General features: G+C 48.5%; 26 protein-coding genes. 5 read left to right on the top strand and 21 right to left on the bottom strand.

Annotated elements, in window-relative coordinates; genetic code table 11:
• Window positions 1-568: DNA adenine methylase (locus Q0323_RS10175; protein WP_298054137.1), on the top strand; the 568-nt coding region annotated here is incomplete at its 5' end.
• Window positions 569-1,241: 673 nt separating this feature from the next.
• Here the strand turns inward: Q0323_RS10175 and Q0323_RS10180 are convergent.
• The 6 genes from Q0323_RS10180 to ilvC all read right to left on the bottom strand — a co-directional run bounded on the left by Q0323_RS10180 (window position 1,242) and on the right by ilvC (window position 7,098).
• Entirely contained in the window at window positions 1,242-1,928 is a 687-nt protein-coding gene (locus tag Q0323_RS10180; protein WP_298054138.1) for a tetratricopeptide repeat protein, read from the bottom strand.
• A gap of 766 nt (window positions 1,929-2,694) precedes the next feature.
• A complete protein-coding gene (locus tag Q0323_RS10185; protein WP_298054139.1) occupies window positions 2,695-3,063 on the bottom strand; it encodes an EthD domain-containing protein in 369 nt (122 codons plus the stop codon).
• A 447-nt stretch (window positions 3,064-3,510) separates the two neighbouring features.
• Window positions 3,511-3,903 (bottom strand): Holliday junction resolvase RuvX, encoded by a 393-nt coding sequence (gene ruvX / locus Q0323_RS10190; RefSeq protein ID WP_298054141.1) that lies wholly within the window; start codon window positions 3,901-3,903, stop codon window positions 3,511-3,513.
• Window positions 3,904-4,099: 196 nt separating this feature from the next.
• The gene (locus tag Q0323_RS10195) at window positions 4,100-4,888 is read right to left on the bottom strand and encodes a DNA-processing protein DprA (protein ID WP_298054143.1); all 789 of its coding nucleotides are present in this window, start codon (window positions 4,886-4,888) and stop codon (window positions 4,100-4,102) included.
• Entirely contained in the window at window positions 4,872-6,062 is a 1,191-nt protein-coding gene (locus Q0323_RS10200; RefSeq protein ID WP_298054146.1) for a divergent polysaccharide deacetylase family protein, read from the bottom strand. Before Q0323_RS10200 ends, Q0323_RS10195 begins: the two co-directional genes overlap by 17 nt.
• Window positions 6,063-6,075: 13 nt before the next feature.
• Entirely contained in the window at window positions 6,076-7,098 is a 1,023-nt protein-coding gene (gene ilvC, locus Q0323_RS10205) for a ketol-acid reductoisomerase (RefSeq protein ID WP_298054149.1), read from the bottom strand.
• 137 nt (window positions 7,099-7,235) lie between these two features.
• On the opposite strand from ilvC, the gene proC reads away from it, so the two are divergent.
• Window positions 7,236-8,192 carry a pyrroline-5-carboxylate reductase gene (gene proC / locus Q0323_RS10210; RefSeq protein ID WP_298054152.1) on the top strand — a complete coding sequence of 319 codons (957 nt, stop codon included), beginning with the start codon at window positions 7,236-7,238 and terminating at the stop codon, window positions 8,190-8,192.
• 739 nt (window positions 8,193-8,931) lie between these two features.
• On the opposite strand, the gene Q0323_RS10215 is transcribed toward proC, so the two are convergent.
• Complete coding sequence (locus tag Q0323_RS10215; RefSeq protein ID WP_298054153.1) at window positions 8,932-9,570, bottom strand: hypothetical protein; 639 nt, start codon at window positions 9,568-9,570, stop codon at window positions 8,932-8,934.
• 88 nt (window positions 9,571-9,658) lie between these two features.
• Here Q0323_RS10215 and Q0323_RS10220 point away from each other — a divergent pair, with 88 nt between their 5' ends.
• Both Q0323_RS10220 and Q0323_RS10225 read left to right on the top strand, forming a co-directional pair.
• Window positions 9,659-10,663: a DUF4299 family protein gene (locus Q0323_RS10220; RefSeq protein ID WP_298054155.1), complete on the top strand. Its 1,005-nt coding sequence runs from the start codon at window positions 9,659-9,661 to the stop codon at window positions 10,661-10,663.
• A gap of 206 nt (window positions 10,664-10,869) precedes the next feature.
• A complete protein-coding gene (locus Q0323_RS10225) occupies window positions 10,870-11,139 on the top strand; it encodes a hypothetical protein (RefSeq protein WP_298054156.1) in 270 nt (89 codons plus the stop codon).
• Between the two features lie 194 nt (window positions 11,140-11,333).
• Here Q0323_RS10225 and Q0323_RS10230 read toward each other — a convergent pair whose 3' ends face one another.
• The 11 genes from Q0323_RS10230 to rpsB all read right to left on the bottom strand — a co-directional run bounded on the left by Q0323_RS10230 (window position 11,334) and on the right by rpsB (window position 21,904).
• Window positions 11,334-11,789, bottom strand: a complete 456-nt coding sequence (locus Q0323_RS10230; RefSeq protein WP_298054157.1) for a DUF3137 domain-containing protein — start codon at window positions 11,787-11,789, stop codon at window positions 11,334-11,336.
• Window positions 11,790-11,842: 53 nt separating this feature from the next.
• On the bottom strand, window positions 11,843-12,313 hold the full coding sequence (locus Q0323_RS10235) for a hypothetical protein (RefSeq protein ID WP_298054160.1): 471 nt from the start codon (window positions 12,311-12,313) through the stop codon (window positions 11,843-11,845).
• A gap of 144 nt (window positions 12,314-12,457) precedes the next feature.
• Window positions 12,458-12,886: a hypothetical protein gene (locus tag Q0323_RS10240; protein WP_298054164.1), complete on the bottom strand. Its 429-nt coding sequence runs from the start codon at window positions 12,884-12,886 to the stop codon at window positions 12,458-12,460.
• Between the two features lie 478 nt (window positions 12,887-13,364).
• Window positions 13,365-14,147 carry a tetratricopeptide repeat protein gene (locus tag Q0323_RS10245; RefSeq protein ID WP_298054167.1) on the bottom strand — a complete coding sequence of 261 codons (783 nt, stop codon included), beginning with the start codon at window positions 14,145-14,147 and terminating at the stop codon, window positions 13,365-13,367.
• Between the two features lie 532 nt (window positions 14,148-14,679).
• On the bottom strand, window positions 14,680-16,443 hold the full coding sequence (argS, locus tag Q0323_RS10250; RefSeq protein WP_298054170.1) for an arginine--tRNA ligase: 1,764 nt from the start codon (window positions 16,441-16,443) through the stop codon (window positions 14,680-14,682).
• Between the two features lie 5 nt (window positions 16,444-16,448).
• On the bottom strand, window positions 16,449-16,658 hold the full coding sequence (locus tag Q0323_RS10255; RefSeq protein WP_297944621.1) for a twin-arginine translocase TatA/TatE family subunit: 210 nt from the start codon (window positions 16,656-16,658) through the stop codon (window positions 16,449-16,451).
• 11 nt (window positions 16,659-16,669) lie between these two features.
• Window positions 16,670-17,284: a guanylate kinase gene (gene gmk, locus Q0323_RS10260; RefSeq protein ID WP_298054173.1), complete on the bottom strand. Its 615-nt coding sequence runs from the start codon at window positions 17,282-17,284 to the stop codon at window positions 16,670-16,672.
• Window positions 17,284-19,341 (bottom strand): hypothetical protein, encoded by a 2,058-nt coding sequence (locus Q0323_RS10265; RefSeq protein ID WP_298054176.1) that lies wholly within the window; start codon window positions 19,339-19,341, stop codon window positions 17,284-17,286. Before Q0323_RS10265 ends, gmk begins: the two co-directional genes overlap by 1 nt.
• A gap of 57 nt (window positions 19,342-19,398) precedes the next feature.
• Window positions 19,399-20,040: an ABC transporter ATP-binding protein gene (locus Q0323_RS10270; RefSeq protein ID WP_298054179.1), complete on the bottom strand. Its 642-nt coding sequence runs from the start codon at window positions 20,038-20,040 to the stop codon at window positions 19,399-19,401.
• 2 nt (window positions 20,041-20,042) lie between these two features.
• A complete protein-coding gene (gene tsf / locus Q0323_RS10275) occupies window positions 20,043-21,107 on the bottom strand; it encodes a translation elongation factor Ts (protein WP_298054182.1) in 1,065 nt (354 codons plus the stop codon).
• Window positions 21,107-21,904 carry a 30S ribosomal protein S2 gene (rpsB, locus tag Q0323_RS10280; protein ID WP_297896475.1) on the bottom strand — a complete coding sequence of 266 codons (798 nt, stop codon included), beginning with the start codon at window positions 21,902-21,904 and terminating at the stop codon, window positions 21,107-21,109. The genes tsf and rpsB overlap by 1 nt, the downstream gene beginning before the upstream one ends.
• A 290-nt stretch (window positions 21,905-22,194) precedes the next feature.
• On the opposite strand from rpsB, the gene Q0323_RS10285 reads away from it, so the two are divergent.
• Window positions 22,195-22,797 (top strand): tetratricopeptide repeat protein, encoded by a 603-nt coding sequence (locus Q0323_RS10285; protein WP_298054185.1) that lies wholly within the window; start codon window positions 22,195-22,197, stop codon window positions 22,795-22,797.
• Window positions 22,798-22,887: 90 nt separating this feature from the next.
• Here Q0323_RS10285 and Q0323_RS10290 read toward each other — a convergent pair whose 3' ends face one another.
• From Q0323_RS10290 to Q0323_RS10305, 3 genes are all read right to left on the bottom strand, one after another.
• A complete protein-coding gene (locus Q0323_RS10290; RefSeq protein ID WP_298054187.1) occupies window positions 22,888-23,613 on the bottom strand; it encodes a polyphenol oxidase family protein in 726 nt (241 codons plus the stop codon).
• A 10-nt stretch (window positions 23,614-23,623) separates the two neighbouring features.
• Window positions 23,624-24,478, bottom strand: a complete 855-nt coding sequence (locus Q0323_RS11290) for a riboflavin synthase (protein WP_366939574.1) — start codon at window positions 24,476-24,478, stop codon at window positions 23,624-23,626.
• A gap of 101 nt (window positions 24,479-24,579) precedes the next feature.
• Entirely contained in the window at window positions 24,580-24,900 is a 321-nt protein-coding gene (locus Q0323_RS10305; RefSeq protein ID WP_005872020.1) for a c-type cytochrome, read from the bottom strand.
• Window positions 24,901-25,106: the final 206 nt, after the last annotated feature.

A 25,106-nucleotide genomic window follows, 5' to 3' on the forward strand; every position in this document is an offset into this window, starting at 1 on the left:
AATCCAAACTAGACCGCAGAGCTTAAACTCGTGTCTTAACGGACTCTTAAGAAGCAGGGAGATATTTTACGTAATCAAACAAGGGAGGCTTAAGCCACGAAATAAGATAGAAGCGGCGGCATTTTTCTACTTCCAAATTGCGGCAAGCTTTGGCGCAAAGGGCGAGCACTTCGCTATGCCAAAAGGTCGCAGCGCTAAGAATATTTATAGAGATTTTCGCGTTTATTCACGCAGACTAAAGCGTGCTACTATCGAAAATTTAAGCTACGAGAAGCTTATTAAAGAATATGATAGCGAGGATAGCTTCTTTTACTTAGATCCGCCGTATGTCGGCACTGAAAATTATTACAAAACGGCAGGCGGATTTAGCAAGCAAGATCACGAAGCTTTGGCTGAAATTTTACGAGGTATCAAAGGCAAATTTATGCTTAGCTACAACGACTGCGAGCTAGTGCGAGAGCTTTATAAGGGCTTTAATATGAAAGAGCTAAAGATTAGCTATAGCCTCAATAACGCAGCAGAGCGAAAGAGTAGCAGCGAGCTTTTGATTATGAATTATGACGGTTAAAGGCTTTTTAAACGATCTTTATACTAAGCTTTTAAAAGGTGTTTTAAGACCGTTTTAAAATAAAATTTGCATTTCAAATCAAAGTGGGAATTTACCTGAATTTACTCCACTTTGATTTTAAGCGTAAATTCACTTTGATTTGAAAAGCGGTTTTACATTATTTACAGGCTACTTCGAGTTAGTTTTAAGCTTGATCTACCCATTTACAGATCGATTTTGCTTGCTTTGCAATGAATAATTTTACTTATTTATTGACAAATTCCCATTCCCTTGTGAATTGATTTTATTTACTTCGCAAATTAATTATCCCGTGCGATCTTCTTCGGATATTTTTGCCATATCAGCTGTGATTACATAGCTACTCGCTAGTTTGCACAATTTTTTCTCTTTCAGGGATGCACTAAGATTATGATGAAATCCCTATATCGCGATGGATAAGTCTATGACAAGTTAAAATTCTGTCAATAAAATCCACAGCATGGATTAAATTCTAAACTTCTGAAATACTGAAATTTTAAAATCGCTATCCATCGCCATTATCGCAATATGCGGAATCTCAGCAATAAAATTTAAAGACGAAATTTCACGAAATTTCATAAAATCCCATAAAGCTCCGCAAAATTTCTATACTAATTTCGATCTCGCCGTATTATCATCTAGCTAGCCCTGTCATCTATTTAGTAGCATTAGCCTCGCTTGCATTTATTTTATTCATCGCAGCTACTACGTTGCAGCTAAACTCAACTCCCAGCTTGCAGGCTTTGTCGTAGTAGATCATCGCCTTATTCAGATCCGGCTCGCCAAATTCCTTCTTTGAATACGCTAGCCCGACCCTTTGGCATCCCTCTGCCAAAGCGGCATCGCAAGATTTGAGGAAAAACTTAAGAGCGCCCTGATAATCTTTTTCTTCGTAGCTAGCGACCGCAGCATTTAAGCAGCCCTCGCCTAATCCCAAATCGCATGATTTGGCAAAAAACGCAAATGTATTTTTCTTATCCGCATTTTTATAAGAGATTATCGCGGCGTTGTAGCAAGCTTTGGCGGCTCCCAGCTCGCACGCTTTGGAATAAAACCGCGCGGACTTGCCCTTATCTTTCGTAGTTTTATATAAATTTTGCTCGTCGTAATATAAATCCCCCGCGATAGCACAGCTATTTTCTAGCCCCGCTTCACAAGCTTTTTCAAATGGCTTTTTTGCTGCCTCATAATCGCGCTCCTCAAGCAAATATGCTCCATAGTCTTCGCACGAATTAGCCCTACCGATGCTGCATCCGACAAACGAAATCGCCTGCGGGAAAAATATCTGCGCGAGCAAGTAGACTGCTACGATTAGTGCGGCAATCGACGCTAAAATTTTCATTTTTGCTCCTTTTAAATTTTAAAAATAATTATAGCAAAAAGCGAGGGATAAAATTTTAATTTTTGATAATAGCTGTGAAATTTCCGGCGAATTCTTGTAAAATTCCTATCAAAATCCTAAGCAAAATTTTAAATAAAATTTTAAACGGAGCTTTGAGCTGAATTTCAAAAAGACAAATTAAAATTTTACTTGCAAGATTATTTTTATGGCTGGCTATCCCACTTTTTTACTCGCACGTCTATATGACTGTCCACGGCTATAGTATTTATAACTAGGACTAAAACGTATTTAATCCTTGAGGTCTTAAGCACCTGCAGCCTCTGCAATGGCGATTTATCAGGGCGATAATCTAGTGTGTAAAATATTTTGCCATATACCAAGCCCGTAGCAAGCATCTTGCCACGCCCTAGAAAACTTTTGAAAATTTCGCATTGCTGCTTAGAAATTTTAAAAAATTTTATGCCGCTAGCCTTTAAATTTTAGCTTAGAAATCGGCTTGCCTATGTCAAAATCGCGGGCGTAATGCGTCTTTAGGCGTTTTGGCTCCAATACCCAGGCTTCTTAGATCTACACCACTTAGATATATGAGCCTTAAAATAATTTAGGCCGCGCAGTATCTGTATCGCGCATGTAAATTTCATCTATGTAGACTGCGATTACGATTTCAGCCGTGCAAGCCCAGCTCGTAAAATTCTGCTAGTTTTAAAACCCAAATGCCACGTAGAATTGCTTTACTTCAAAATTTATTCGCTGCAAGCCGCGCTCCCTAGCGCTCAAACTCTATCACAGCCTCCTCCTCGCCGAACCACATCACCGAGTTTTTCATATCGCAAAACTTCGCCTCGTCCGCCATCAACTCCGCTAGCACCGCTCGCGCTACCTCGCTGTTTCGTGCGTCCGCAAACGCCTGCACGCTTTCATACCATAGCTCGCCCATCGCGTCGTAGCCAAACGCCGCCGTCTCACGCTTGGTGCTCTGCCCATCGGGAAAGACGGGAATAGTTTTTGCGTAACGGATAATATTTAGCTCTTTTTGATTAGCCAAAACCTTTTGCGAATGCGCCGCCCAGTGCGCCAAAAACTCCTGCTGCGTGATGTTCGGCGCCCTTTTTACTAACATCGTGATCTTAAACATAACCGCTCCCTAAATGAAATTTATCGCAAAATTTGCGCCCTATTCTATGATGCATACGCGTTTTTGCAATTTTGCTTAGCGTTCTTTGCGTCTAAATAGACCTTGAAAAAACTTAAATAGCAGCCGTGCGCGCGAGCACAAATCGCCAAAAATGCATAAACCTCGCCGATTAAAACTTAAATCGCTGTCAATCTCACTCGGTTTGACTGTCTATGGAGTAATTTTACGGCTACCGCCAAAATAAATTCCGCAGGCTCTTTGCGGGCAAATCAAAATTCTGCCGAGCTTTAGCAGACGATGAAAATTTTACCGACTTTTGACGCGCATAAATTCCGTCCGTTTAGGCGGGCAAGATAAAATTTTGCAAGCATTAAGTGATCGGCAAAACAGACGAGTGGCAATTCTTTCTTGCGCAGCTGCGCGCGAATTGCGTTGCTGCACGCGCGCCTAGCCCTTGCTCGCCAAAAACCTCTGTAAAATTATCGTCGCGGCGATGCTATCAAAGCGCGCGTCCTTGCCGCCGCCCTTAGCGCCTTTACTCGCAAACTCCGCCGCTTCGGCGCTCGAAAAGCTCTCGTCTTGAAATTTTATCTCGCCGTCAAAATCCAGCAGCGAGGCAAAGTGCCGTATGCGCCTGCTCATCTCCTCCTCGCTCGCCCCGCCGCGCGGCACGCCCAGCACGAGCACGCTGGCGCCCTTTTCGCGTAGCAGTTCGCTTAGCTCACGCGCGGCTTGGGTGCGGTTTTTGCGCAGGATCGGCTCGCACGGAAGCGGCGTCTTATCATCCGGTGCCGCCGCCACGCCGATACGTTTAAGCCCAAGATCGATCGCAACTATCAAATTTCATCCTTTTAATTCGGCTTTAGCAAGCCGCGCGGGTTTGTTTTAAGCTCTAGCGCTACTTGCGGAAAGTAAAATTTTACCGAGCCGCCTTTTTCTAAATTTAAACATCGGCTGCGCAGACTACGCGCCGTGCAAACAGACCATACCGGCGAGCGCGCCGATCAAACCACGGCAAGCAAGCGCCCGCCGCCGGCTACTTTGCCACTATCTTTGCGCCTAAAATTTCGATCCTGCCTTCAAGCTCGTATTCGTAAATTTTATCGCCGAAGCGCTCGATCGCCGCTTGCAGATCGGAATTTAGCGCTAAAAATTCCATCACTTCATCCTGCGCGCGCTCGGTGTTTTGCGGCGTCTGCGGAGCTAAAGAAGCTACGAACTCGCCAAAATCCGCGATCAGCCGCGCCTGAGATTTTGCGAGCAGATCGTTCGTGCCCGCGCTCTCGTCTATGCGGTGCGGCAGCACGTAGACGGGTACGCCCATCTCGCGGGCCAGGCGCGCGCTTTGCAGCGAGCCGCTGCGGGGCTCGGCTTGAGCGACGATGAGCGCTTCGGATAGCGCCACGACGATACGGTTGCGCTGCAAAAACTGAAACCCGCGCGCGCTCACGCCGTCCTCATACTCACTAAGCGCGAGGCTGCGCTCGTAAATTTTGCCGATCATAGCGGCGTTTTGTGCGGGATAAATTTGATCAAGGCCGTTTCCAAAAACCGCGATCGTGTTTGGAAACGCCCCTTCGTGCGCGGCTATGTCGCAGCCGATCGCCGCGCCGCTTACGACGCAAAAGTCCGCATCGCTCAAAGCGCGCGCAAGCCGCAGGATCAAATTTTTGCTATAAACGCTCATCTTGCGCGAGCCCACGATCGAGATGCGGCGCTTTTGTAACATCGCCGGCTCGCCCCTAAAATACAGCCGCGCGGGCTCGCTTGCGCCAAGCCTTGCTAGGCTTAGAATTTTAAAACCGAGCTCACTCGTAGTACTCATAAATTTCGTCCAAATAGACCAAATCGACCTCGCCTAGGATGTCGGCGCTGTTTGCAAGCGCGCGCATAGTGGAGCTTTTGGGATGGCCGATAGCGATGGCGTAACCCTGCTTTTTAGCAAGCGTCACGGCTTCGCGCAGCTTTTTGCGCACTGCAGCGACGCTGTTTTGATTATCTAAAAACACATCGCGATGCACGTATCGCATACCGAGCCCATTCATCGCCGCCTTAGCCTTGGTAGCGGGGCTCGTGCGCGAGTCGATAAATAAAAATCCATGCTCGTTCATCGCGCGCAGCAGGTTTTGCATCGCGCGCTCGTCGGCGGTAAATTTAGAACCGGTGTGGTTGTTTATAAATTTAGCATTTGGAAAGTCCGCGCGCAGCTTCGCTATGACGCCGCGCAGCTTCTCGTAATTATCCGAGGCTCGCAGCGTCGCGGAGTTATTTTTAGCAGAGCTCGCCTCCATCGGCAGGTGGATCGCGTAATGCTCGAAGCCGCGAGCGAGCGAGCGCGTGTCATTGCGCTGATACTCGGGCGGGAAGATGGACGGCGTCACGCGCACGGGCAAAGCGGCGATCTTTTGCGCCTGCTCGTCGGTGCCTACGTCGTCGATGATGATCGCTAGCTTTGCGCGAGAGCCTGCGGGCAAAGCCTTGCGCGGCGATTTAGAAAGATCGTCCGCGCTGCTAGAAGCAGGACTTTGCGCGGTAAAATTTATGGAATTTTCTAAAGCGGAATTTGCCGCGGTAAAATTTACGTCAGGTCCTTCACCCGCCGAATTTGCAGCGGCGGAATTTACGGAAGCCGTAGAATTTACGGAATTTTGCGAATCGCCGTTTGCAGAATTTTGTCCTGCGAAATTCTGTCGTGCGGGCTCGATGCTCATCTTAGGCGCGGTTACGTTTTGCTCGGCGATCTTATCAAGCTCCTTTTGAATCAGGGCTTCCTTCTGTGCAGCGCTTAAACGCGGCTTTTTACCGCGAGGATCGGAAGGGCTTTCGGGGGTTTGTTTGCGCGAGCTTTGCTGCAACGCAGCTTTATTGCCCGAAAATACGAGATCTAAAACCGCGTAGGTAACCGCACCGCTTAAAAAGCATAAGATTACGACAAAGGCGATCGTTGCGTAGTTGATCGGGCGCTTTTTGCGGCGCCCGCGTGGATTTGTATTAGCCAAAGCTCAGCCGAAATCAGTTTTTATCTTTATTTACGAGCTTGCCTTTGGCGATCCACGGCATCATCGCGCGAAGCTTCTCGCCGGTTTTGCTAAGCAAACTGTTTGCTGTGATATTGCGCTCGGCGTTCATCCGTACATAGCCCGCCTTGCGCTCAAGAATGAAGTCTTTTGCAAATTTACCGTTTTGGATCTCCTTTAGCACCTCTTTCATCGCCGCTTTGCTGCTTTCGTTTACGACGCGGTTTCCGCTTACGTAATCGCCGTATTCTGCGGTGTTTGAGATCGAGTAGCGCATATCCGCCATACCGCCTTGATAGATGAGATCCACGATCAGCTTCATCTCGTGCTGGCACTCGAAATACGCCATCTCAGGCTCATATCCAGCCTCTACAAGGGTCTCAAAGCCCGCGTTGATGAGCGCGCAAAGTCCGCCGCAAAGTACAGCCTGTTCGCCGAAAAGATCGGTCTCAGTCTCTGCTTTGAAGGTCGTTTCGATGATGCCGGTGCGGCCGCCGCCGATCGCACTTGCGTAACTTAGAGCAAGCTCTTTGGCTCTGCCGCTTTCGTTTTGCGAAACGGCGATCAGCATCGGCACGCCGCCGCCGCTTACAAACTCGTTGCGGACGGTGTGACCCGGGGCTTTCGGAGCGATCATAATGCAGTCGATGCCCTTTGGAGGGACGATCTGTCCGAAGTGGATATTAAAACCGTGCGCGAACGCGATCGCGTTGCCCTCGCTTAAGCTCGGCTCGATCTCCGCTTTGAAAATGTCGCCTTGAAACTCATCGGGCGTTAGGATCATCACAAGATCAGCTGCCTTCGTAGCCTCGCCGACGCTCATTACTTTAAAGCCCTTTGCCTCGGCCTTACTCCAGCTCGCGCCACCCTTTTTTAGGCCCACGATAACTTCTACGCCGCTATCTCGCAAATTTTCGGCGTGAGCGTGTCCTTGCGAGCCAAAGCCGATCATAGCGACCTTTTTGGCCTTAATCAAACCCAAATCGCAATCTTTGTCATAAAAAACATTTATTGCCATAACGCATCCTTTTTTAAAAAATTTAGGCGAGATTGTAGCTAAAATTTGCTTTTACGTAGATAAACTGCGCGCCGCAAGGGCGGATAAAGAAATTTTGAGCTATCATTGAGGCATAATTTAGCTTTGAAGGAGCGAAAATGAAAGTGGGATTTATCGGCGGCGGAAATATGGGCGAGGCGATGATCGCCGCACTTTGCAAAGCTGGCGGGCAAAATTGCACGGCGAGCAGAGAGAATTTTGCAGAGGATAAAGAAAATTCCGCGCACGGCGGGCGGAATTTTATGCCCGATGCTCAAAATTTTACCGCTTGCGAGCGGAATTCCGTAAATTTAGAGCAGGATTTTACGAGCCACGAACGTGATTCCGCCTGCGCGCAGTCCGGCTCCGATACGAAGCTTCAGGTCCTAGCTTATGCCAGAAGCAAAAACGAATTTTTGCGCAAGCGCTACGGCGTGCAAATTTTGCAGGACGAGACGCAACTGGCACATGAAGCGGATATGATCGTGCTCGCGACCAAGCCCGCCAGCTACGAGGGGATTTTGCACCTGATCGCGCCCGAGCTTGCGGGCAAAATTCTGCTTCTTTTGGCGCCTAATTTCAAGCTGGAGCGCGCCCAAAATATCGTAGGTGCGGACGTTTTCGTAGCCCGCGCGATGCCAAACGTCGCTGCAGGCATCGGCGCGTCGGCTACGGCGCTGTGCTACGGCGAGTATTTTGATGAGGCTAGTCGGGAGATCGTGCGAGCGCTAGCCGCCAAAATCGGTAAATTTTACGAGATAGACGAGGCTGGCTTTGCTGCATTTACGGGGATTGCAGGTAGCCTGCCTGCGTATGTGTGCGCCTTTATCGAGGCGGCGGCGGACGCGGGCGTGCGGGGCGGACTGCCGCGGGCGCTGTGCTACGACGCGGTAGCGGCGGCGGTAGAGGGCACGGCGCGCCTGCTGCAAAGCGGCAAGCGCCCATCGGAGCTCAAAGACGCGGTTTGCTCGCCTGCGGGCACGACGATAGAGGGACTCGCGGCGCTCGAGGCAGCGGGGTTTCGCGCAGCGGTGATGGCGGCGATCGAGGCGTGCATCGCCAAAGCTCGCAGTTAGCCTCGCCGCACCTCGTCGGTTTCGGATTTCAAACATAGCGCTTTCGCAGTCGCGCTAATATCGGAATTCTGTGCGGGCGCGCTAGCTAGAATTTTGTCTTATTTTTAAATCAAACGAGCTTGCCCGCTTTAGTTGCAGCAGAATTCGCGAGCCTTATGACAAGTGAGCCGGTAAGCTCGTATCGCATTTAAAATTTTAAAATTTAGAGATTTTAGTTCAAAATTTTTACGCTTAAAATTTTAAATTTATAGGATTATAAATTTAGTGATCGCAACAGAGCTAAATTTTGATTTTTAGTAGAGCAAACTTGGCGTCCACAACCATTAAAATCAAAATTTAGCGCAGCATAGGTAGATGCGCCCACGACTGCGAACTTGCTGGATAAAAAATCAAGCCAAGAACGCAAGCGCTAAAAGAGTGCATCCTGCGCTACGGTCTTATTAAGGCAAACACAAGCCGCAAAATTTCACCGTTCACGAGAGCAGCAAACCAAAGCGAGTCGCGCCGAGCAATGTTTTACTACCAAAGCAAGCTGCAAATCAAAACACATTCCGCCGCCCGCCGAGCAAGCCTCAAATCAAAACCGCATGTCATCGCGGAGCGAGCCTTAAATTTAAACTACGCTTCGCCGCCGAGCTGCAAACCAAACCCGTGCGCCAAATCCTGCCGAGCTGCGCAATAAAATTTGACTTTCATTTAGCCAAAACTTCGCACGCAAAGCCGCGATAAGCAAGTAAGATCAGATAAATTCCTTTTCCAAAGGCTGCATCGCGTTGCCGTCTGCGTCAAAAAGCACCCGCCCGCACACCTCGCAAACCTCATCTCTAGGAGAGGGCTCGTCCGCATCCAGCTGCCACGCGGACATCTCGCCGCACTCGCAGTTTATGACGTAAAGGATCTGCCTTTTGCGGCGCTTGCCCCACGGCGCGATATCCCAAAATAGCTCCTCGCGCTTGCCTAGCTTTTTAAAATCTTTCTCGGCGTCCTTGTGCGCGACGAGCAGATAATAAGCGTCGCTATAAAGATCCAAAGTAAAGAGCCTAAAATCGCTCTTTTTGAGCGCTTTTTGAAACTCGTTCATCAAAAATAGGCTCGCATCGCCGCGCTCGAAACCCTCTTTTTTCGCTTCTTTTTCGAGCCTTGCGTAAATTTTATCGCACTCTAGTGATACGCCGCTTTGCAGCGCATCAAGCCTAGAGCTGATAAATTTGCCCACATCGCCCGTCTCGTCCTCGCCGGCCCAGTCAAGCATCCAAACAAGCCCTTTTGCGATAAGCGCATCCAAAAACTCGCCGTCATTCATCTCGCCCGTTTTCCCAAAACCGCCCGTCTCTCCCGCCGTCAAATGCTTTAGGACGCAGCACTGATCCTTCGTCATCTTCGCTCCTTTTGATTAAATTTACCGCCTACATGGGTCTGTTTAAATTTTACTCTCAAAAAGCTTTAAGCTTACTTTTCGCAACTCCTTGCGCTGCAAATTTAGCTCGCGGCGGTGGGTAAAATTTCGCTATAATTTTGCCAATTTAACAAAGGAGAAAAGGGCGAGCGTAGAATTCCATGTCAAAAACAAAAAGCGCCCGCTATTTATGGGCTATTCGGACGCTATGAGCGTTAGCGAGGCATTGGATATCCTGCCCGATCTATCGGTATTTGGCATAGACGAGAGCGCCGAGGATTTCGACGAGAGGGCGTTTTTTAAATCGCTTTTGAGCGAGCAGGAGTGCTTGATTTTGGGCGTGCGGGACAAGAGCGGGCGCGGGATGGAGGTTAGTTACGACGAGGATCGGCAAAGCTACGCCGTGCGCGTAAATACGCCCGCGACGGTCTTTGATTGGGTTTTGGCGATCTCGTATCTGCAGGCGCTATCTAAGCAGCTGGGGGGCGAGATCATGGATGAAAACGGCGAAATTTACGCTCACGACAGGATAGAGCAATTCGACTACGAGCGCGATATAGCGGCGGGGCTACATTCGATAGATCAACACTTAAGCGGCGATACGGAGGTAAATTTTTGCTACGGGGTGCAGAGGCCTTTTGCGATAAACCGCGCGATGATGGATGAAATTTTAGCCTCATACAACCCCGCCGCCGAGTTTAGCAAGCGGCTGACCGAGGTGCAGTACCTCGACGCTTACAGCGCGCACCAGAGGTTTTATCGAAATGGAGATGACGGCACGATAATGGGCTCATACGCGCTCACGCAGGACCTGCCCACTATCCTGCCCTACAAGCCGCTTGTGGAGTGGCAAAACGCGGAGATGCTGAAAAATAACGACGTCGCGCGCTGGCAGATCTCGCTCATAGGCATAGAGGGCGACGAAAACGACGCAGGTAACTACCATGCAATCGCCGAGCTGGAATACGGCGAGTTTATCGCGCGTCTGCCGAAGCAAAACTACCGCTTCATCGATGCGAGCTATATTTTGGTTGACGGGCTAAACGTCAATCAGCTAAAGGCGCTGGCGGGCTAAATTTTACTTGCGGTGAAATTCTACAGGGCTTCATCGAGGATTGACGCCGCAAAATTTAAAGGGGCGGAATTTACAGCAAATTTCGCGGTGCATAAAATTTTAAAATTCTAAATCCGGTTTACGGAATTTTATCTCGGCAAAATTTTAAGAAAGCAGAATTTTATCGCGGCAGAATTTCGTAGATATAAAATTTAGAAAGGTTAAAAATGGAAATGACTTATTATGATTTAAAAATTTACGATAACGGCATGATGCGAGGTGTACTGCAAGATGACATCGAGGCGTTGCCGTTTTTCGACTACTGGCAAAAGATGAGCCTATGCTCGACGCAAGGCATCTACATAGACGAAAATGGCAAAGAGCACAGGCTCGTCTATCTGCACGACTGGGAAAAATTTTGCAGATTATTCGCTCGCGAACAGGAGCTACTTAATCGCACCCTCGCCGGTAGCAAAAATGAGCGATCCGATCCGTAGCGCATCTCGGTAAGTAGCATAGAAGCAATCCAGGCTTTAGCGCATCTCGATAGGCGGTGGAGGATACGACCAAAGCGTAGCACATTTTAGCTGGTGGAGAAATAGCGCTCTAGCCGCAATGTATTTCGATAGGCGACAAGTAATGCGCCCTGTCGCAACACAAGCGAATTTTATCCGCCAAATAGTGGCGCGCATTAATCAGCCAAAATCGCCGCTTCGCTTAAATCTGGGTTTAAATTTAACTCGTCTATGATAGATAAAAGCTCTAAAATTTCATTTTTGATCCCCGCGGCATCCTCGAGGCTAGGCGGTAGCGAAAAGAACGTCGTCTCAAATTTGTTTTTCGCTCCGTTTAAAAATAGATAAAGCTTATCGTCCATAAACGCCGCGCTCAGCCCCATTTTCCCCGCGAATTTTTCCTTTAGCTCTCGCAGGCGCTGCATAAATGCGGGCGTCAAAAGATACCTCGCCTCTACTTTATCATCCGCAAAGACCCGAAATTCTTTGCTAAAAAACACGTCGTCCATCTGCCATTTTTCGCCTAAAAATCTGGTGTTTAGCGTGCGGCTCGCGACTATCGTTTGCCCGCTAAATTTCTTGTAAAACTCGCAGACCAAAACCGAGCCGCTAAATGCCTGCATATCCTTCATGGCCTCCCACGCAAAAATTATCGCGGAGAGCAAATTTAGCGCCGCCGAGTCGCTTAGCTCCAGCGTCGCGCCGTTTGGGATATCAATTGCTTCGCTGAGGCTAAATTTGACGCCTTTATAAATACCGCTGATTTGATCTTCGGCACGAAATTCGTCGGGCGAATAGATGCCGATTTTGCGAAATTCTTTGCGGCTGATGCCGGCATTCGGATCGTAGTTAAAATTGGATCTGTGCTCCGAATAGCGGCGCGGACGAAAACATCTTTATAAAACGCTTTGTAATCCCCCAGCTCGCTGGTCACTCGGCTAGCATTAGCCATTAGCGCGGCGAGAAAAAACGGAATATAGATAATGATGAAAAATAGCGGTGCAAGGCGATTTTCAAAAAGGTGCCCTACGGCAAACCCGCCGCCTACGGGTAGCACTATTATAAATAAAATTCCTAAAAACAGATACTTTATAAATGCTAGCCGGCACTCTTTTTGCTTTTTGGCGGTGGCAACTATTGCTTCGTTTATGTTCAAATTTTGCCTTTTTCTAAATTTACGCAGCGGATTTCTCGCTCTGAGCAAATTTTAGCAAAATTTACGCCGCAAAGATACGGCGGGCGTGAGTAAATTTTATTCGGCAGATTTGTAAATCTATGAAATTCGCGTCGCAGCGGCGATCTACTCGGACGTGCGCTGATTTAGCCACATTTTAAGATTGTCCGCGCCCTCTTTTAGCACCCCAAATCCTACCGCGGCAATACAGACAAAATTAATTAGCGAGCCCCTCCCGCCGACGTTTAAAATCCCAAAGCCCACGATCCACAGCGCTGCGCCGAAGCCAAGCGTACACACGGCGGTCGCGATCCCCAGCTTACGGCGCAAGGGGCTTGGTTTGCGCGCTACCTGAACCCTCGTAACTACGTAGCTGCCCGCATATCCTCCGCGGATGAAATACGCGCGCGCAAGCTCGCCCTCTTCCACGGGGATATCGTTAAACTCGCCGCGCAGCTTCACGCCGTCTATCTCGAAAAATACCCAAATTTTGCTATTTCCTCTTGCAGCGTGGACGCGGAGATTTCGAACCTCGCCCGTGATCTCATATTCCAATTTGCCTCCTCAAACATAGCTTCGCGCTTTGCTTCCGCGCTAAATTCCGCGCCGTAAAATTTTAAAATCTAAATTTGTCTTGCTTGCAGCGCCACCCATAAAATTTTAAAGTTGAGATTCTGCAAGCCCTGAATTTAGAGCTAAGCCTTAAAATTTCATAGCGATAGAATTTCAAGTAAAGCTCCTCCGCTAAATTTAACTAATCGCATGCATGGGCTATCTGCGCCTTGCAGAATTTCGCACGTCGCAAAATCGTGGCGAAATTCCGCGCGCTACAAAAGCTCACAAATCCGCTACAGCAATATTGCAGGCAAGCCCATCGAAAAAACTGATACCGCGCGACGAGTAGCGTAGATAGACGGTGCAAGGCAGGTAGCACAACAGACGCCATACGACAGACGGTGCACGGCGAGCAATACAAAAGAGGCGACGCACGGCAGGCAGTGCAAACCGAAATGTGCGCCGGGCTACCAAGCGCCTACTTCTTTAAAATTTGCTCTTTCATGAATTCGTATAGCTGGCAGGATTTTTTATTGCCCGCGTCGCAGCCCTTTTTGACGTATCCGAGTCCCTTGGAAAATCCGCGCAAATCCCCCTCGTTCAGATACAAATAGCCTAAATTATTGCAGGCATCGCCGTAGCCCAGCTCGCAGGATTTGGTGTAAAGCTTCTCCGCCTTGTCGCGATCCTGCGGCGCGCCGAGACCCCTATCATACGCAACGCCGGCGTTATAGCAGCTATCCACTAGCCCGCCGTCGCAACCTCGCTCGAAAAAGCTCACCGCCTTTGCAGGATCCGCCGCGAGCCCAAAACCGCCCGTGAAATAGACCACGCCCGCATTATGACAGCTTTTGGCGTAGCCCAAATCGCAGGCCTTGACATAGTGCCGAGCTGCCGCAACGAAGTCCCTACTCAGGCGCCCTCGCTGATATAGGTTGCCTAGCTTGTGGCAGGCTACGGCGACGTTTTTATCGCACGCTGCGGCATAAAATACGCCCGCTTGCGTCGCATTGCCCTCGCCGTCGTATAGGGCACCCAAATCAAAGCAGCTATCTTTCTCGCCCGCCTCGCAAGCCTTAGCAAGAGCGAGCCTGGCGCCGTCGTAATCTCCGCGGGAGAGCTTGTCGCGCCCCAGCTGCGCGCAGCTTACGCCATCGCCGCGGTAGCACTTAAACGATAAAACGGGTGACGGCCAAAAAAGCACCATAACCAAGATGCAAACGGCAATCGAAAGCGCCGCTATGTCGATGATCTTTCTCATATCTATCCTTTTTGCAGCGATGCGCCGCGGGGCTTAAGGGGCGGTCTTGCAGGCAAATCCCGACAAGGAGAATTCTACGAATTAAATTTCGTCGCATGAAATTTAATCTGCACAAAAATTTTAGTACCTCAAGCCTTGTTTTAAAATTTTACTTAAAGCTTCAGCGCCGCAAAATTTTAAAATTTCAAAATTCCGCAAGCGGTAAATTTGCAGCCAAATTTTAAATTTTACGAACCGCACCCAGCGCCACAGCAATACCGCGAAATCGCTCGCAAAATTCTAAAATTGAAATTTTACGAGCCGCAAATTTAGAACTAACTTTAAAATTTCATAGCGATAGAATTTTAAGTCAAATTTCGCGATAAAATTTCATCCCAAATTCCGCCGCAAAATTTTGCGGCAAAGCGGGAAGCAAAAAGCAAAACACAAAATTTTGCAACAGAAATTCCACCTAAAAATTTCGCTTTGTATTTAAATCATAAATTTCGTTCGTGAGATTTAGGGATATCGGCGCGAAATGTAGCCTGCGCGGCTACATTTTCTCTTTTGCGCTTAGGCCCATCAGAGCAAACGCCGTGCGGATACTAAGCGCTACGAGCGCGAACAGCTTGAGCTTCGCATCCTCGTTCTCGCTGCCTACGACGCGGTTTTCGTTGTAGTATTTATGAAAGTCCGCCGCGAGCGCCTTTAGGAAATCTGGCAGCTTCTGCAAGCCGCGCGAATTAAATGCGTCGTTTAAAATTTCATTCAAGCCAAGCGCCGCAAAAGCTAGGCCGAGCCCCGTTTCATCCAGCGCGCCGAAGTCCGCGCCCAAGACGTCCGCCTCACGCTTGCCCGCTTTGGTAAAAATTTGATTGACCCGCGCATGGGCGTAATTGATGTAAAAGATCGGATTGCTGCTGTCCTCGCGCGCGAGCTCGTCCACGTCGAACTCAAGCGGCGTCTCGCCCTTTTTACTGATGAAGATAAATCGCATCGCGTCCCTGCCGATCGCGGCGAGCACGTCGCTCATCAAGATCGCGTTGCCCGCGCGCTTGCTCATCTTGTAGGTCTGCCCGTCTTTGAGCAAATTTACCATCTGCATTAGGATGATCTCGAGCCTGCTTTCGTCATAGCCCAGAAAATGCACGGCGGCCTTTAATCGCGCGATGTAGCCGTGGTGATCGGCTCCCCAGATGTTGATGCAGCGCTCATATCCGCGCTCAAATTTGTTGTTGTGATAGACGATGTCGCCCGCAAGATAGGTCGGGCGCGCATCCTCGCGGATGACGACGCGATCTTTTTCGTCGCCGAGCTGCGATGAGCGGATCCAAATTTTACCATCCGCCTCATACATCTTGCCGCTGCGCTCAAGCTTCTTAATCGTAGGCTCAAGCTCGCCGTAGAGGCTCTTTTCGCTAGCCCAGTTTTGGATATGGATGCCCGCATCTGCGAGATCTTTTTGGATGATCTTTAACACTTCGTCTTTAGCAAACTCCGCAAGGATCAAAACGCGCGATTCGTCGCGGAAAATTTCATCGCCAAATTGGGCGCGCGCAAGAGGGATGATCTCGTCGATATACTCGCCGCGATAGTATTTCTCGGGGTAGTTCACATCCTCGCCCGCAAGCTCGCGCGCACGAAGCGCGATCGAAGTACCCAAAAGCTCGATCTGATTGCCCGCGTCGTTGATGTAGTACTCGGTATCGACGCGGTGCCCCAGATAGCCTCCGATACGCGCGAACGTATCGCCGTAAACGGCGCCGCGCACGTGCCCGATATGAAGCGGACCGGTCGGATTGGCGCTGATGTATTCAAGCAGAATTTTTTGCGGCATAGCGGAGGAATTCCGCGCCTCATCGCAGTTTGACGCTACGACGGAATTTGACGCCTCCTCGGAATTCTGCGATTTGGCAGCGTCATTGCCGCTCGCAGCCAGATTTGCAGCGGAGCCTTTACTAGCAGGCTGGCTCGCGCAAATCCTTTCCGAATCTGGTAAAATTCCGCCTCCGAGCTTCGCGTCGTTTTTCGCAAAATCACCGCCCAAGCTAAGAGCATTTTCAGCAAGTGCGCCCAACACAGCGGGCTTTAGATGAAAATTTAGATAGCCGTTCACCGCCGTGGCGCTTAGAATTTCGCTATCTTTAAATTTAGCCGCAAGCTCCTCGGCGATAAGCTTTGGTGCCTTTCGCAGCTCCTTAGCCAGCGCGAAAGCCTCGGGTGAGGCGTAATGAGCCAAACTTTTATCTTTGGGTTTTTCTAAAACGACTTTACGAGATAAAATTTTAAAAATTTCATTTAAGACTAAATTTTTCAAATCCTTTACGCCTTTTTAGTATCGCTGATTTCGGCGTCTTTGATCTCTTCCTCTGCCTTTTTCTCGACCTTCTCAGGCGTATCGTCCTCCATCTCTTTTTTGAAGGTCTTAATGCCCTTACCTACGCCCTTTGCAAGCTCGGGGATTTTTTTAGCTCCGAAAAGTAACACGATAATCGCTAAGATAATTAGCAGTTGTTGAACGCTTACGCCCATTTTTTTCTCCTTTAAATTTTCCAAATTTCGATTAGCTTGCCTATGTCGCGGCTTGCCGTTTCTAGTTTGATAGTTTTGTAGATTGATCTTAAATTTTCATACGCCGCTTCCAGGCGATCATTTATTATGAAATAATCATACTCGCCTAGGCGCTCCATCTCCTCTTGCGCGTTTTGCAGGCGTAAAGCAATATCGGCGGGATCATTATCGCCACGAGCACGCAACCTATCCCTAAGCTCCGACAAGCTCGGCGTAGTAATAAATACGCTAGTAAGCTCACTTTTAGGCACTTTGCTACGCGCAATCTCATATCCTTGCACATCGATGTCAAAAATCACGATCTTGCCGCGCTCAAGCTCGCTCGTAACGGCCTTTAGCGAAGTACCATAGTATTTGCCATGAACTAACGCCCACTCTAAAAACTCTCCGCGCTCAATACCTGCGCGAAACTCGCTCTCGTTTATGAAATGGTAATTCACGCCGTCCGCTTCACCCGCACGCATTTCGCGCGTCGTAGAGGAGATCGAGAAGTATATCTGCTCGCCAAATTCTGCGATAAGACGCTTTATAAGCGTGCTTTTGCCACTGCCGCTAGGACCGGAGACGAGCAAAATTTTGCCCCGCACTACCGATCTCCAAACGATATGTCGATATTGATCTTAAAGTCCTTCAGCGCGTCCTTAGCGTCCTTACTGCCCGCAAATTTCTCGATCGTGTTTGCGATGCCCGCTTCTAGATCATCACGCAACTTGGTTTTCAGCTCCTCAGCGCTCGGTTTTTTACCGTGCTCGTTACGCAGCGACTCGCTTTTGGCGCTAGGCTCTAACTCGCTTGCCATAAGGCTGGCAAACTCCGCCGCAGCCGAAGCAGCAAGCTCATTCGGCATAGCTTGTGCGCCAAATTTCATCTCATTTACCTGCTCGGACGCACCAAATTTATGCGCTTTAAATTCGGTGCGCTCCGAAGGCTTTGAAGCATTAAATTTTATCTGCTGCGCGGCGCTCTTTGCGGGCTTACCGGATTTAAATTGCTCGCTATCCGCAGAGTTTGCAAAATCGCCCTCCATAGCGCGCAAAAATCCGTCCGCAAACCCGCTAGCAACACTATTGGCTTGCTCGCTTTGCTTCGGTAAATCTGAGGCATCTAATATGTGCGGTAAGTTTAGCTCCGAAAAATTCGGCGCAGGAGTGGAATTTGTAGTCCCGGTATTGCTAGAATTTGCAGAAGCTGCAAAATTTGCGCCAATTGAATTCCATGCTTCATTATGAGCAGACATAGGCGTATTCTGTGCAAGTCCGCCGGTAAATTCCATACTTTGAAACGGAACGGCGTTATAAAGATTTTCGCGAGGTATATCGCCCGCACCCGCTAACGCAATCGGCGTATCTGAAGCGACCTCGTATTGAGACGAAATTTGCGTTTTTTGAAAATCCGTAGCCATTTTATTTTTATCATGCGCAGATCTTTTATCCTCTTTTTCATCGGAAGCAAACGCAGCCGCGGCAAAATTATCATATCCGCCAAACTCCTCCACGGGCATGCCAGCGCTATCGAAAAGCCTGGAAAAATCCATATCAAATCCACTGTTAACAGGCGCGCCAGCTGCATCTTGCACTACTTGCGAGGCAGAATTTTTTTCATCTGTTTTATAGGCAAATAAGCCGTCCGACTCACGCTGTTTAAGCGTAACGTCCGCAGAGTCTTTCGCTTCCTCTAGATTAGGCGCAGCGTCTACCCTTTTTTCAACAGCAGCTTCATTAGAGCTGCCAGCTCTTTGCGACTCGTCTTGCTGCGCAAACGGTAAAGTTTCGCTCGCCCGTGTGGCGGGAATTTCATCTTTTATCTGCGATTTATCTGTTTTTAAATTCTTAGGATTTTCATCATCTAGCGCTGCTAAAGCTATCGGAGCGTCATCCTTTGCGATTGGAATCTCGCCCTGGAGTGTGTGATTATTTTCAGCAGGCTCGCTTGTGCTGATACTATTTAGCGGCACATCCTCAGGGATATCGCTAGCAGCTAAGTTTAGAGGCATATCGTCTGCGATATTATCCGCAATCTTTTCTGCAACGGCGTTAAGCGGCGTATCATCGGCGATGGTGCCCGCAAGAGCTGCTTCATCTGCAAGCTGCGAGAGCGGAATATCATCTGCGATCTCGTCCGTGCGCGGCATATCGCCTACCAACTGCGAAAGCGGCACATCATCTGCAATCTCGGGCGCTATATCGTTTGCCAGCTGCGAAAGCGGTATATCCTTGCCGGAGTCATAAAAGCTATCCACAAGCTCTTCAAAATTACTACCCGAAGCGGAATTTGCCTGATCAATCGCGTCGATCTCTTTCATAACGGAGCTTGCGTCGGCAAATTCCTGAGCCATCTTCTGCTTGGCTTGAGCGCTCATCGTCTGCAGCGAAAACTCGCTGATAAACGTGATGAGCTCAAGCGGCGAAAAAGGCTTGCTCAAAGTATACCTAGCCCCGCTCGGAGAGACGTTTTTGGGAGTCAAAAATAAAGTTTTATGAAGATCAAAATTTGAAATATCGTCGCCCGATTCGTAGTTTTTTATAGCCAAATCATATTCGCTCTCGTCCGCGCTATAATCCACCAGATCCGCCCCGATGCGCTCGCAGCAAATATTTACGACACTTGCAACCTGCTCATTGTGATTGTCAAGTAGAATTTTCATTTATGACCTTTTAGAAAGAATTTGGGCTATTGTAAGATATTTTTGGTTATTAATTGCTTATATTTGCGCTAAATTTCGGTTATTTAGGCGATAAACTTTGCAGCATTTTTGCGCTAAATTCTCATCGTGAGTCACAAGCACGAGTGCGCCACGGCTGGATTTTACGTAATCAAAGATCACGCCCATGACCTCGTTTGCGGTATCCTTATCTAAATTTCCAGTAGGCTCGTCGGCGAAGATTATGCGCGGCTTTTTGCAAAGTATACGAGCGATACTCACGCGCTGCTGCTGCCCGCCGCTAAGCTCGCCCACGCCTTGCTTTAAAGTATGTTCGATCTGAAGCTTTTTTAAAATTCCATCATCTATCGCGTTATTCGTAAGTTTGGCGGCAAGTTCAATATTTTCGCCAGAGGAGAAACCCTTAAAAAGGTAGTGGGATTGAAATATTATGCCAAAGTCGTTGCGGCGAATTTTAAGCCTCTCATCGGAGCTTAGCTCGTAAATACTGCGCCCGCCGTAGATCACTTCGCCCGAGTTCGGCCTTAAAAGCGTGCATAGAATATGAAGCAGAGTCGATTTGCCGCAGCCGCTAACGCCTAAAATAGCGATGCTCTCGCCCTCTTTGACGCTTAAGCTTACATTTTCAAAGAGCGTATAATCATACGCATGAGTAAGATTTACGCCCTTTAGAAGTTCCATATTTAGCCGATTTGAGCCGCTACTTCGGCAGCGAAGTCTTCGCTCTTTTTCTCTAGACCCTCGCCCACTTCGAAGCGGACGTATTTTACGATCTCGATCTTGCCGCCTAGTTTTTTAGCTTCTTCCTCGATAACCTGCTCGACGGTTTTTTTATCGTCCATTACGTAAAATTGCCCTAGCAGCGTGAGGCGCTGATCGATTTGAGTATTATCGGCAATGAAGCGATCGATCTGACCCGGCAAAATTTTATCCCAAATTTTTTCAGGTTTATTTTGCTTGCGAAGCTCATCTTTTAAAACTTCTATCTCTTTGGCTAAAATTTCGTCTGTTAGATGCGCACGCGAGCCGAACTGCGGGATCTTATGAAGCGGTTTGCCCAAGCGCACAAACTCCTCATTTTCCTTCTCAAACTCGCCTTTAAGAGCTAAGAATTCTTTTTCGATAAAATCGGGATCAAGCTCTTTATAGCTGATAACCTGAGGTTTCATCGCGGCTGCATGCATGCAGAGATTTTTTATAAGCTCCTTCGCACCCTCCGCAGTTCGCTCGCTGTCACAAGCTGCTGCGATGATTACACCTACGCGGCCGTTTGAGTGCAAATAACCGTTTACCACGCCGTTTGCGCCCGCCTTAATCGTCTCAAATCTTCTAACGACTAAATTTTCACCGATCGTAGCAATCTGGCTCTTTAGATGCTCATCAAATTTAACGCCGTCGATGATGCTGGAATTTAGCTCATCAATGCTGCTAATGCCCTTACTTTGGATATGTAGAGTGGTATTTTTAACTAAATTTATAAAATTTTGATTTTTAGCTACGAAGTCGGTTTCGGAATTTATCTCGCTTATCGTGGCGATCTTATGATCCGCGCCCACTTCGACGCTCACTAGGCCTTCGCTAGCTAGACGGTCGGCTTTTTTAGCAGCCTTTCCGAGACCCTTTTCGCGAAGCAGATCGACGGCCTTATCCATATCGCCGTCTGTTTCAACCAAAGCCTTTTTGCAATCCATCATCCCCGCTCCGGTGCTTTCGCGGAGCTCTTTTACCATTTGCGCGCTGATTTCCATTACTCTTCGTCCTCGCTTACGTCAAAATCCTCTTCGCTCATCGCCTCGGCTACGACTTCCTCTTTCTCTTCGTCGCTGACGGCTTCGCTCTGCTCGCCATCCTCGCTCGCGTCTTGATCGCGAAGCGCCTTACCTTCGTTGATCGCCTCAGCCATCTCTTGGCAGAAAAGCTGAACCGAGCGGATCGCATCGTCGTTGCCAGGTATCGGGAAATCGACTACGTCCGGATCGCAGTTTGTATCCAAAGGCGCGATAACCGGCATTTTTAGGCGGTTAGCTTCCGCTACGGCGATCTTTTCTTTAACTACGTCGATGACGAAGATCATATCAGGAAGGCCCTTCATATTGCGAATGCCGCCTAGATAAAGCTCGAGCTTCTCTTTTTTGCGGCGAAGCATTAGCGCCTCTTTTTTGGTTAGTAAATTTATCGAGCCATCCTCTTCCATAGTCTCGATTACTTCGAGCTTGCGGATCGATTGCTTGATAGTGGAAAAATTCGTCAGCATGCCGCCTAGCCATCTGTGGCTTACATAAGGCATGCCGCATTTTTCGGCGTACTCTTTTAGCGTCGCGCCGGCTTGTTTTTTGGTGCCTACGAAAAGTATCGTCTTGCCCTCGGCAGCCGCGTCGCGCACGATATTATAAGTGTAGCGGAAGTAGCGGATAGTTTTTTGTAGATCTATGATGTAGATACCTTTTCTCTCGCCGAAAATGAATTTTTTCATCTTCGGATTCCATCTGCGCGTTTGGTGTCCGAAATGAACGCCGCACTCTAGCAAATCTCTCATTGTTACCATGAGTTTTCTCCTTGTGGGTTGCCCCGAAATTTAGTTTCTTCCTCCGCATCCGCCCGTAAATTTGCTTTAAATTTACAACTAAATCAAGGATTGATGCGTGTGAAATGAAACGAGGATTATATTTAAAATTTTATTAAAATAAGCTTGCGGCACGGCGAAATTTTACCGTAGCGAGCAACGTTTAAATTTAAGTTTTAAAAATAACGGATCATAAATAAGGTTAAAAATTCAGCAAATTTTAATGAGGGGGGGAGGTAAAATTTTACTAAATTTGATTTAAGAAATAAGAAATGAAAAAAATAGTTTTAGTTGTGACACTGTCTGCTTGCGTAGCTCTTAGTGCTACAAGCATAGAAAAGGATTGTAATAAAGGGGATTTTGCCTCTTGCACACTAGCAGGTAAAATGTATGAATTTGGAGTAGGAGCAAAAAAAGATTTCGCAAAATCGGCTCAATTTTATAAAAAAGCTTGCGACGGAAACGACTATGAAGCATGCTCAAATTTAGGTACTTTATATAGCGAAGGGCAAGGAGAAGGCGTAAAACAAGATAGCAAAAAGGCTATAAAGCTTTATACTAAGGCTTGCGACGGCGGATACGCAGCAGGGTGTTCAAATTTAGGCGTTATGTATTCTAGAGGACAAGGAGTAGAAAAAGATTTCGTAAAGGCGGCGGCATATTTTAGAAGAGCTTGCGATGCGGGTTATTGGGACGGCTGCGGAAGATTTGGCGCGATTAGATATGCGGCATTCGACGATAAGCAAAAAGCAGTAGAATATTTCAAAAAAGCATGCGAACTAGGCAAAAATAGCGATGAAATAGGAGGTATATTAGAAGGCGAAAGTGAACAGCCTTGGCAACATTGGTGCGATAAATACGATGCATTAAGATAAGTTATTTTAAAGAGCGGGATTGCGCCTAGCTTTAAATTCTCCCGCTCATTTGATTTTCTTTCATTATCTCATCTTTGTCAAACTTCAAGCTTATATTTTTATCACAAAGCCGCAGAAGCGCCCCGTGACGCCATCTCTGCGGTAGGAAAAATGCCGCTCGCTCTCAAAAGTGCAGCGCGGATCAAATTTAACGTTTCGTACTCCCGCAGCTGTGAGCTCGTCGCGAAGTGCGGCGTTTATATCGAAATACCCCTGCGTTTTATAGCGCTCAAACTCGCCCAGATCAAGCCCGCCGAGTTCGTAGTTTCGCGCCTTGATATTCGCGCCTACGAATACCTTTAGCTCCGCAGCGACGCAGCCGAAGCGCTCGCTCATCAAATTTATCGCATTGGTGCAGATCCGCTGGCTCACGCCTGCGCGCCCCGCATGCACTGCGGCAATCACGCCGCGCCGCTCGTCCGCGATCAGCACTGGCGAACAGTCCGCTACCAGCACGCAAAGCGCCACGCCGCGCAGATCGGTCACAAGCCCGTCGCAGGGCGGGATTTCATCGCTAGCTGCGCGTAAAATTTCAACTTTGTTTGAGTGGATCTGGCGCATAAATTTTAAATTTTGAGGCGCGATACCGAGCGCGGCGGCTAAAATTTCGCGGTTTTGCGCGACATTTTGCGGATCGTCGCCTACGTGATCCCCTAAATTTAAGCTCGCATACGCTCCGCCGCTTACGCCGCCAAGCCGCGTGCTAAAGCCCGCCAACACGCCGCATCCGTCCAATACAAACTCAAGATTTTCTCTGCAAATTTCGGTGTTAGTCATCGCGCGCCGCTTAATACAGGCTCAAAATTTTATCTACTGCGTCCCACGAAAGCCTATCTTTTTCGCCCTCGGCGCTATCATCGCGCGCAGCGGCAGTGCCGCGACTGGCGGGTCGTCCGCCGGCAAAGCGTAACTGCGCTGCAACGTATCGCGCGAGCAGATCGGTTTCGATATTTACGCGGCGCCCGATTTTGTAGGATCCAAAGAGTGTATCTTTGAGCGTGAGCGGGATGATCGTAAGGCGAATGGCGCAGCTTTGCGCTCCGCTCTTTAAATTTACGTCCAAGGAGTTCGGATCGCGAACGGAATTTGAGCCGCTAGAATTTGGCCCGCGCAAGCTTGCGCCGTTAAAATTTGCGTCGCGCAGCTCTTTGCGAATAAAATTTCCGCCGTCAAGACCTTGGCTGTTAAAATTTCGCCCGTGCATGCCGCTGCCCTCAAGCACTTCGTTGATCGTTAGGCTCACGCCGTCGATCGCTACCGAACCTTTCGGCGCTAGCAGCGGCGCTATATGCAGCGGCGCGCGGATAAAAAAATCGACGCCGCTTGCAAGCTTTGAAATTTTATAAATTTCGCCCACAGCATCGACGTGCCCTTGGATCAAATGCCCGTCTATGCGATCTCCAATCCGCATCGCTGGCTCGATATGCACCGAGCCGCGCAGGTTTTGTGCGACGATGACGCGCGCCGTTTCGCTCGAAAGCTGCACCGCAAATCCATCCGCAAAAAGCCGCGTCACACTCAGGCACGCGCCGTTTACCGCGACGCTATCGCCGAGCGCGGGGCGGTATCTCGCGCGCAGTCGCAGCAAATCGCCGTTAAAGCTCGCAACCTGCGCGATCTCTCTGATCAGTCCGTTAAACATTATGAGCCTTTGGAATTTTTACGTGATATTAGCGTAGAATTTTGAAATTTAAGGTTAAGCGAAGCTCGGCGAGCGTGAAGCCCGCCGAATGAAGTTTGAAATTATTTTTTAGAAACGATGAAATCGGCTAGCGCTTCGATCGATTCGTCGTTGAGCGAAGCTGCTTGACCTTTCATAACGCCCATCATGCCGAATTTTCCCTTGCCCTCGCCCAAGGTGCCGTCTTTGTAGCCCTTTAGGCTAGCGATGATATCTTCCTTGCTTAGGGTGTTTAGCGCAGGTACTTTGCCGCCAAGATAAGGCTTCTCGGCGTTGGCTCCATGACAGGCCACGCATTTTTTATATAAAGTAGCGCCGTCAGCGGCGAATACACTCGAACTAAACGCCGCCAACGCAGCACATGCAATAAGAACTTTTTTCATTCCTATCCTTTCTTTTTAAATTGTGGGTGCAGTATAATCAAAATTTAGTAAATTTCGGCTAAATTTTTGCAATTTGCGCTAAAGAGGCGAAATTCTATCTACTGCAAACTTTAGCGTAGGGGCTCAAAGCGGAATTTACGCTGTAAAATTTTAAGCAAATTTTACCTTCCCGCTGAAATTTCAATCGTAGAATTTCGCAGCGAAAT

It is taken from the genome of uncultured Campylobacter sp. (genome assembly GCF_938030145.1).
In the GTDB taxonomy this organism is placed as follows: domain Bacteria; phylum Campylobacterota; class Campylobacteria; order Campylobacterales; family Campylobacteraceae; genus Campylobacter_B.

Bases quoted from the DNA above. Each gene is read 5' to 3' on its own strand.
- Q0323_RS10245 (WP_298054167.1), bottom strand. From the start codon at position 14,147: ATGAGAAAGATCATCGACATAGCGGCGCTTTCGATTGCCGTTTGCATC.
- ilvC (WP_298054149.1), bottom strand. From the start codon at position 7,098: ATGGCAATAAATGTTTTTTATGACAAAGATTGCGATTTGGGTTTGATT.
- Q0323_RS10270 (WP_298054179.1), bottom strand. From the start codon at position 20,040: ATGGAACTTCTAAAGGGCGTAAATCTTACTCATGCGTATGATTATACG.
- Q0323_RS10195 (WP_298054143.1), bottom strand. From the start codon at position 4,888: ATGAGTACTACGAGTGAGCTCGGTTTTAAAATTCTAAGCCTAGCAAGG.
- Q0323_RS10215 (WP_298054153.1), bottom strand. From the start codon at position 9,570: ATGACGAAGGATCAGTGCTGCGTCCTAAAGCATTTGACGGCGGGAGAG.
- Q0323_RS10285 (WP_298054185.1), top strand. From the start codon at position 22,195: ATGAAAAAAATAGTTTTAGTTGTGACACTGTCTGCTTGCGTAGCTCTT.
- Q0323_RS10290 (WP_298054187.1), bottom strand. From the start codon at position 23,613: ATGACTAACACCGAAATTTGCAGAGAAAATCTTGAGTTTGTATTGGAC.
- Q0323_RS10180 (WP_298054138.1), bottom strand. From the start codon at position 1,928: ATGAAAATTTTAGCGTCGATTGCCGCACTAATCGTAGCAGTCTACTTG.
- Q0323_RS10225 (WP_298054156.1), top strand. From the start codon at position 10,870: ATGGAAATGACTTATTATGATTTAAAAATTTACGATAACGGCATGATG.
- proC (WP_298054152.1), top strand. From the start codon at position 7,236: ATGAAAGTGGGATTTATCGGCGGCGGAAATATGGGCGAGGCGATGATC.
- Q0323_RS10230 (WP_298054157.1), bottom strand. From the start codon at position 11,789: ATGAAGGATATGCAGGCATTTAGCGGCTCGGTTTTGGTCTGCGAGTTT.
- Q0323_RS10255 (WP_297944621.1), bottom strand. From the start codon at position 16,658: ATGGGCGTAAGCGTTCAACAACTGCTAATTATCTTAGCGATTATCGTG.
- rpsB (WP_297896475.1), bottom strand. From the start codon at position 21,904: ATGGTAACAATGAGAGATTTGCTAGAGTGCGGCGTTCATTTCGGACAC.
- Q0323_RS10305 (WP_005872020.1), bottom strand. From the start codon at position 24,900: ATGAAAAAAGTTCTTATTGCATGTGCTGCGTTGGCGGCGTTTAGTTCG.
- Q0323_RS10265 (WP_298054176.1), bottom strand. From the start codon at position 19,341: ATGAAAATTCTACTTGACAATCACAATGAGCAGGTTGCAAGTGTCGTA.
- tsf (WP_298054182.1), bottom strand. From the start codon at position 21,107: ATGGAAATCAGCGCGCAAATGGTAAAAGAGCTCCGCGAAAGCACCGGA.
- Q0323_RS10185 (WP_298054139.1), bottom strand. From the start codon at position 3,063: ATGTTTAAGATCACGATGTTAGTAAAAAGGGCGCCGAACATCACGCAG.
- Q0323_RS11290 (WP_366939574.1), bottom strand. From the start codon at position 24,478: ATGTTTAACGGACTGATCAGAGAGATCGCGCAGGTTGCGAGCTTTAAC.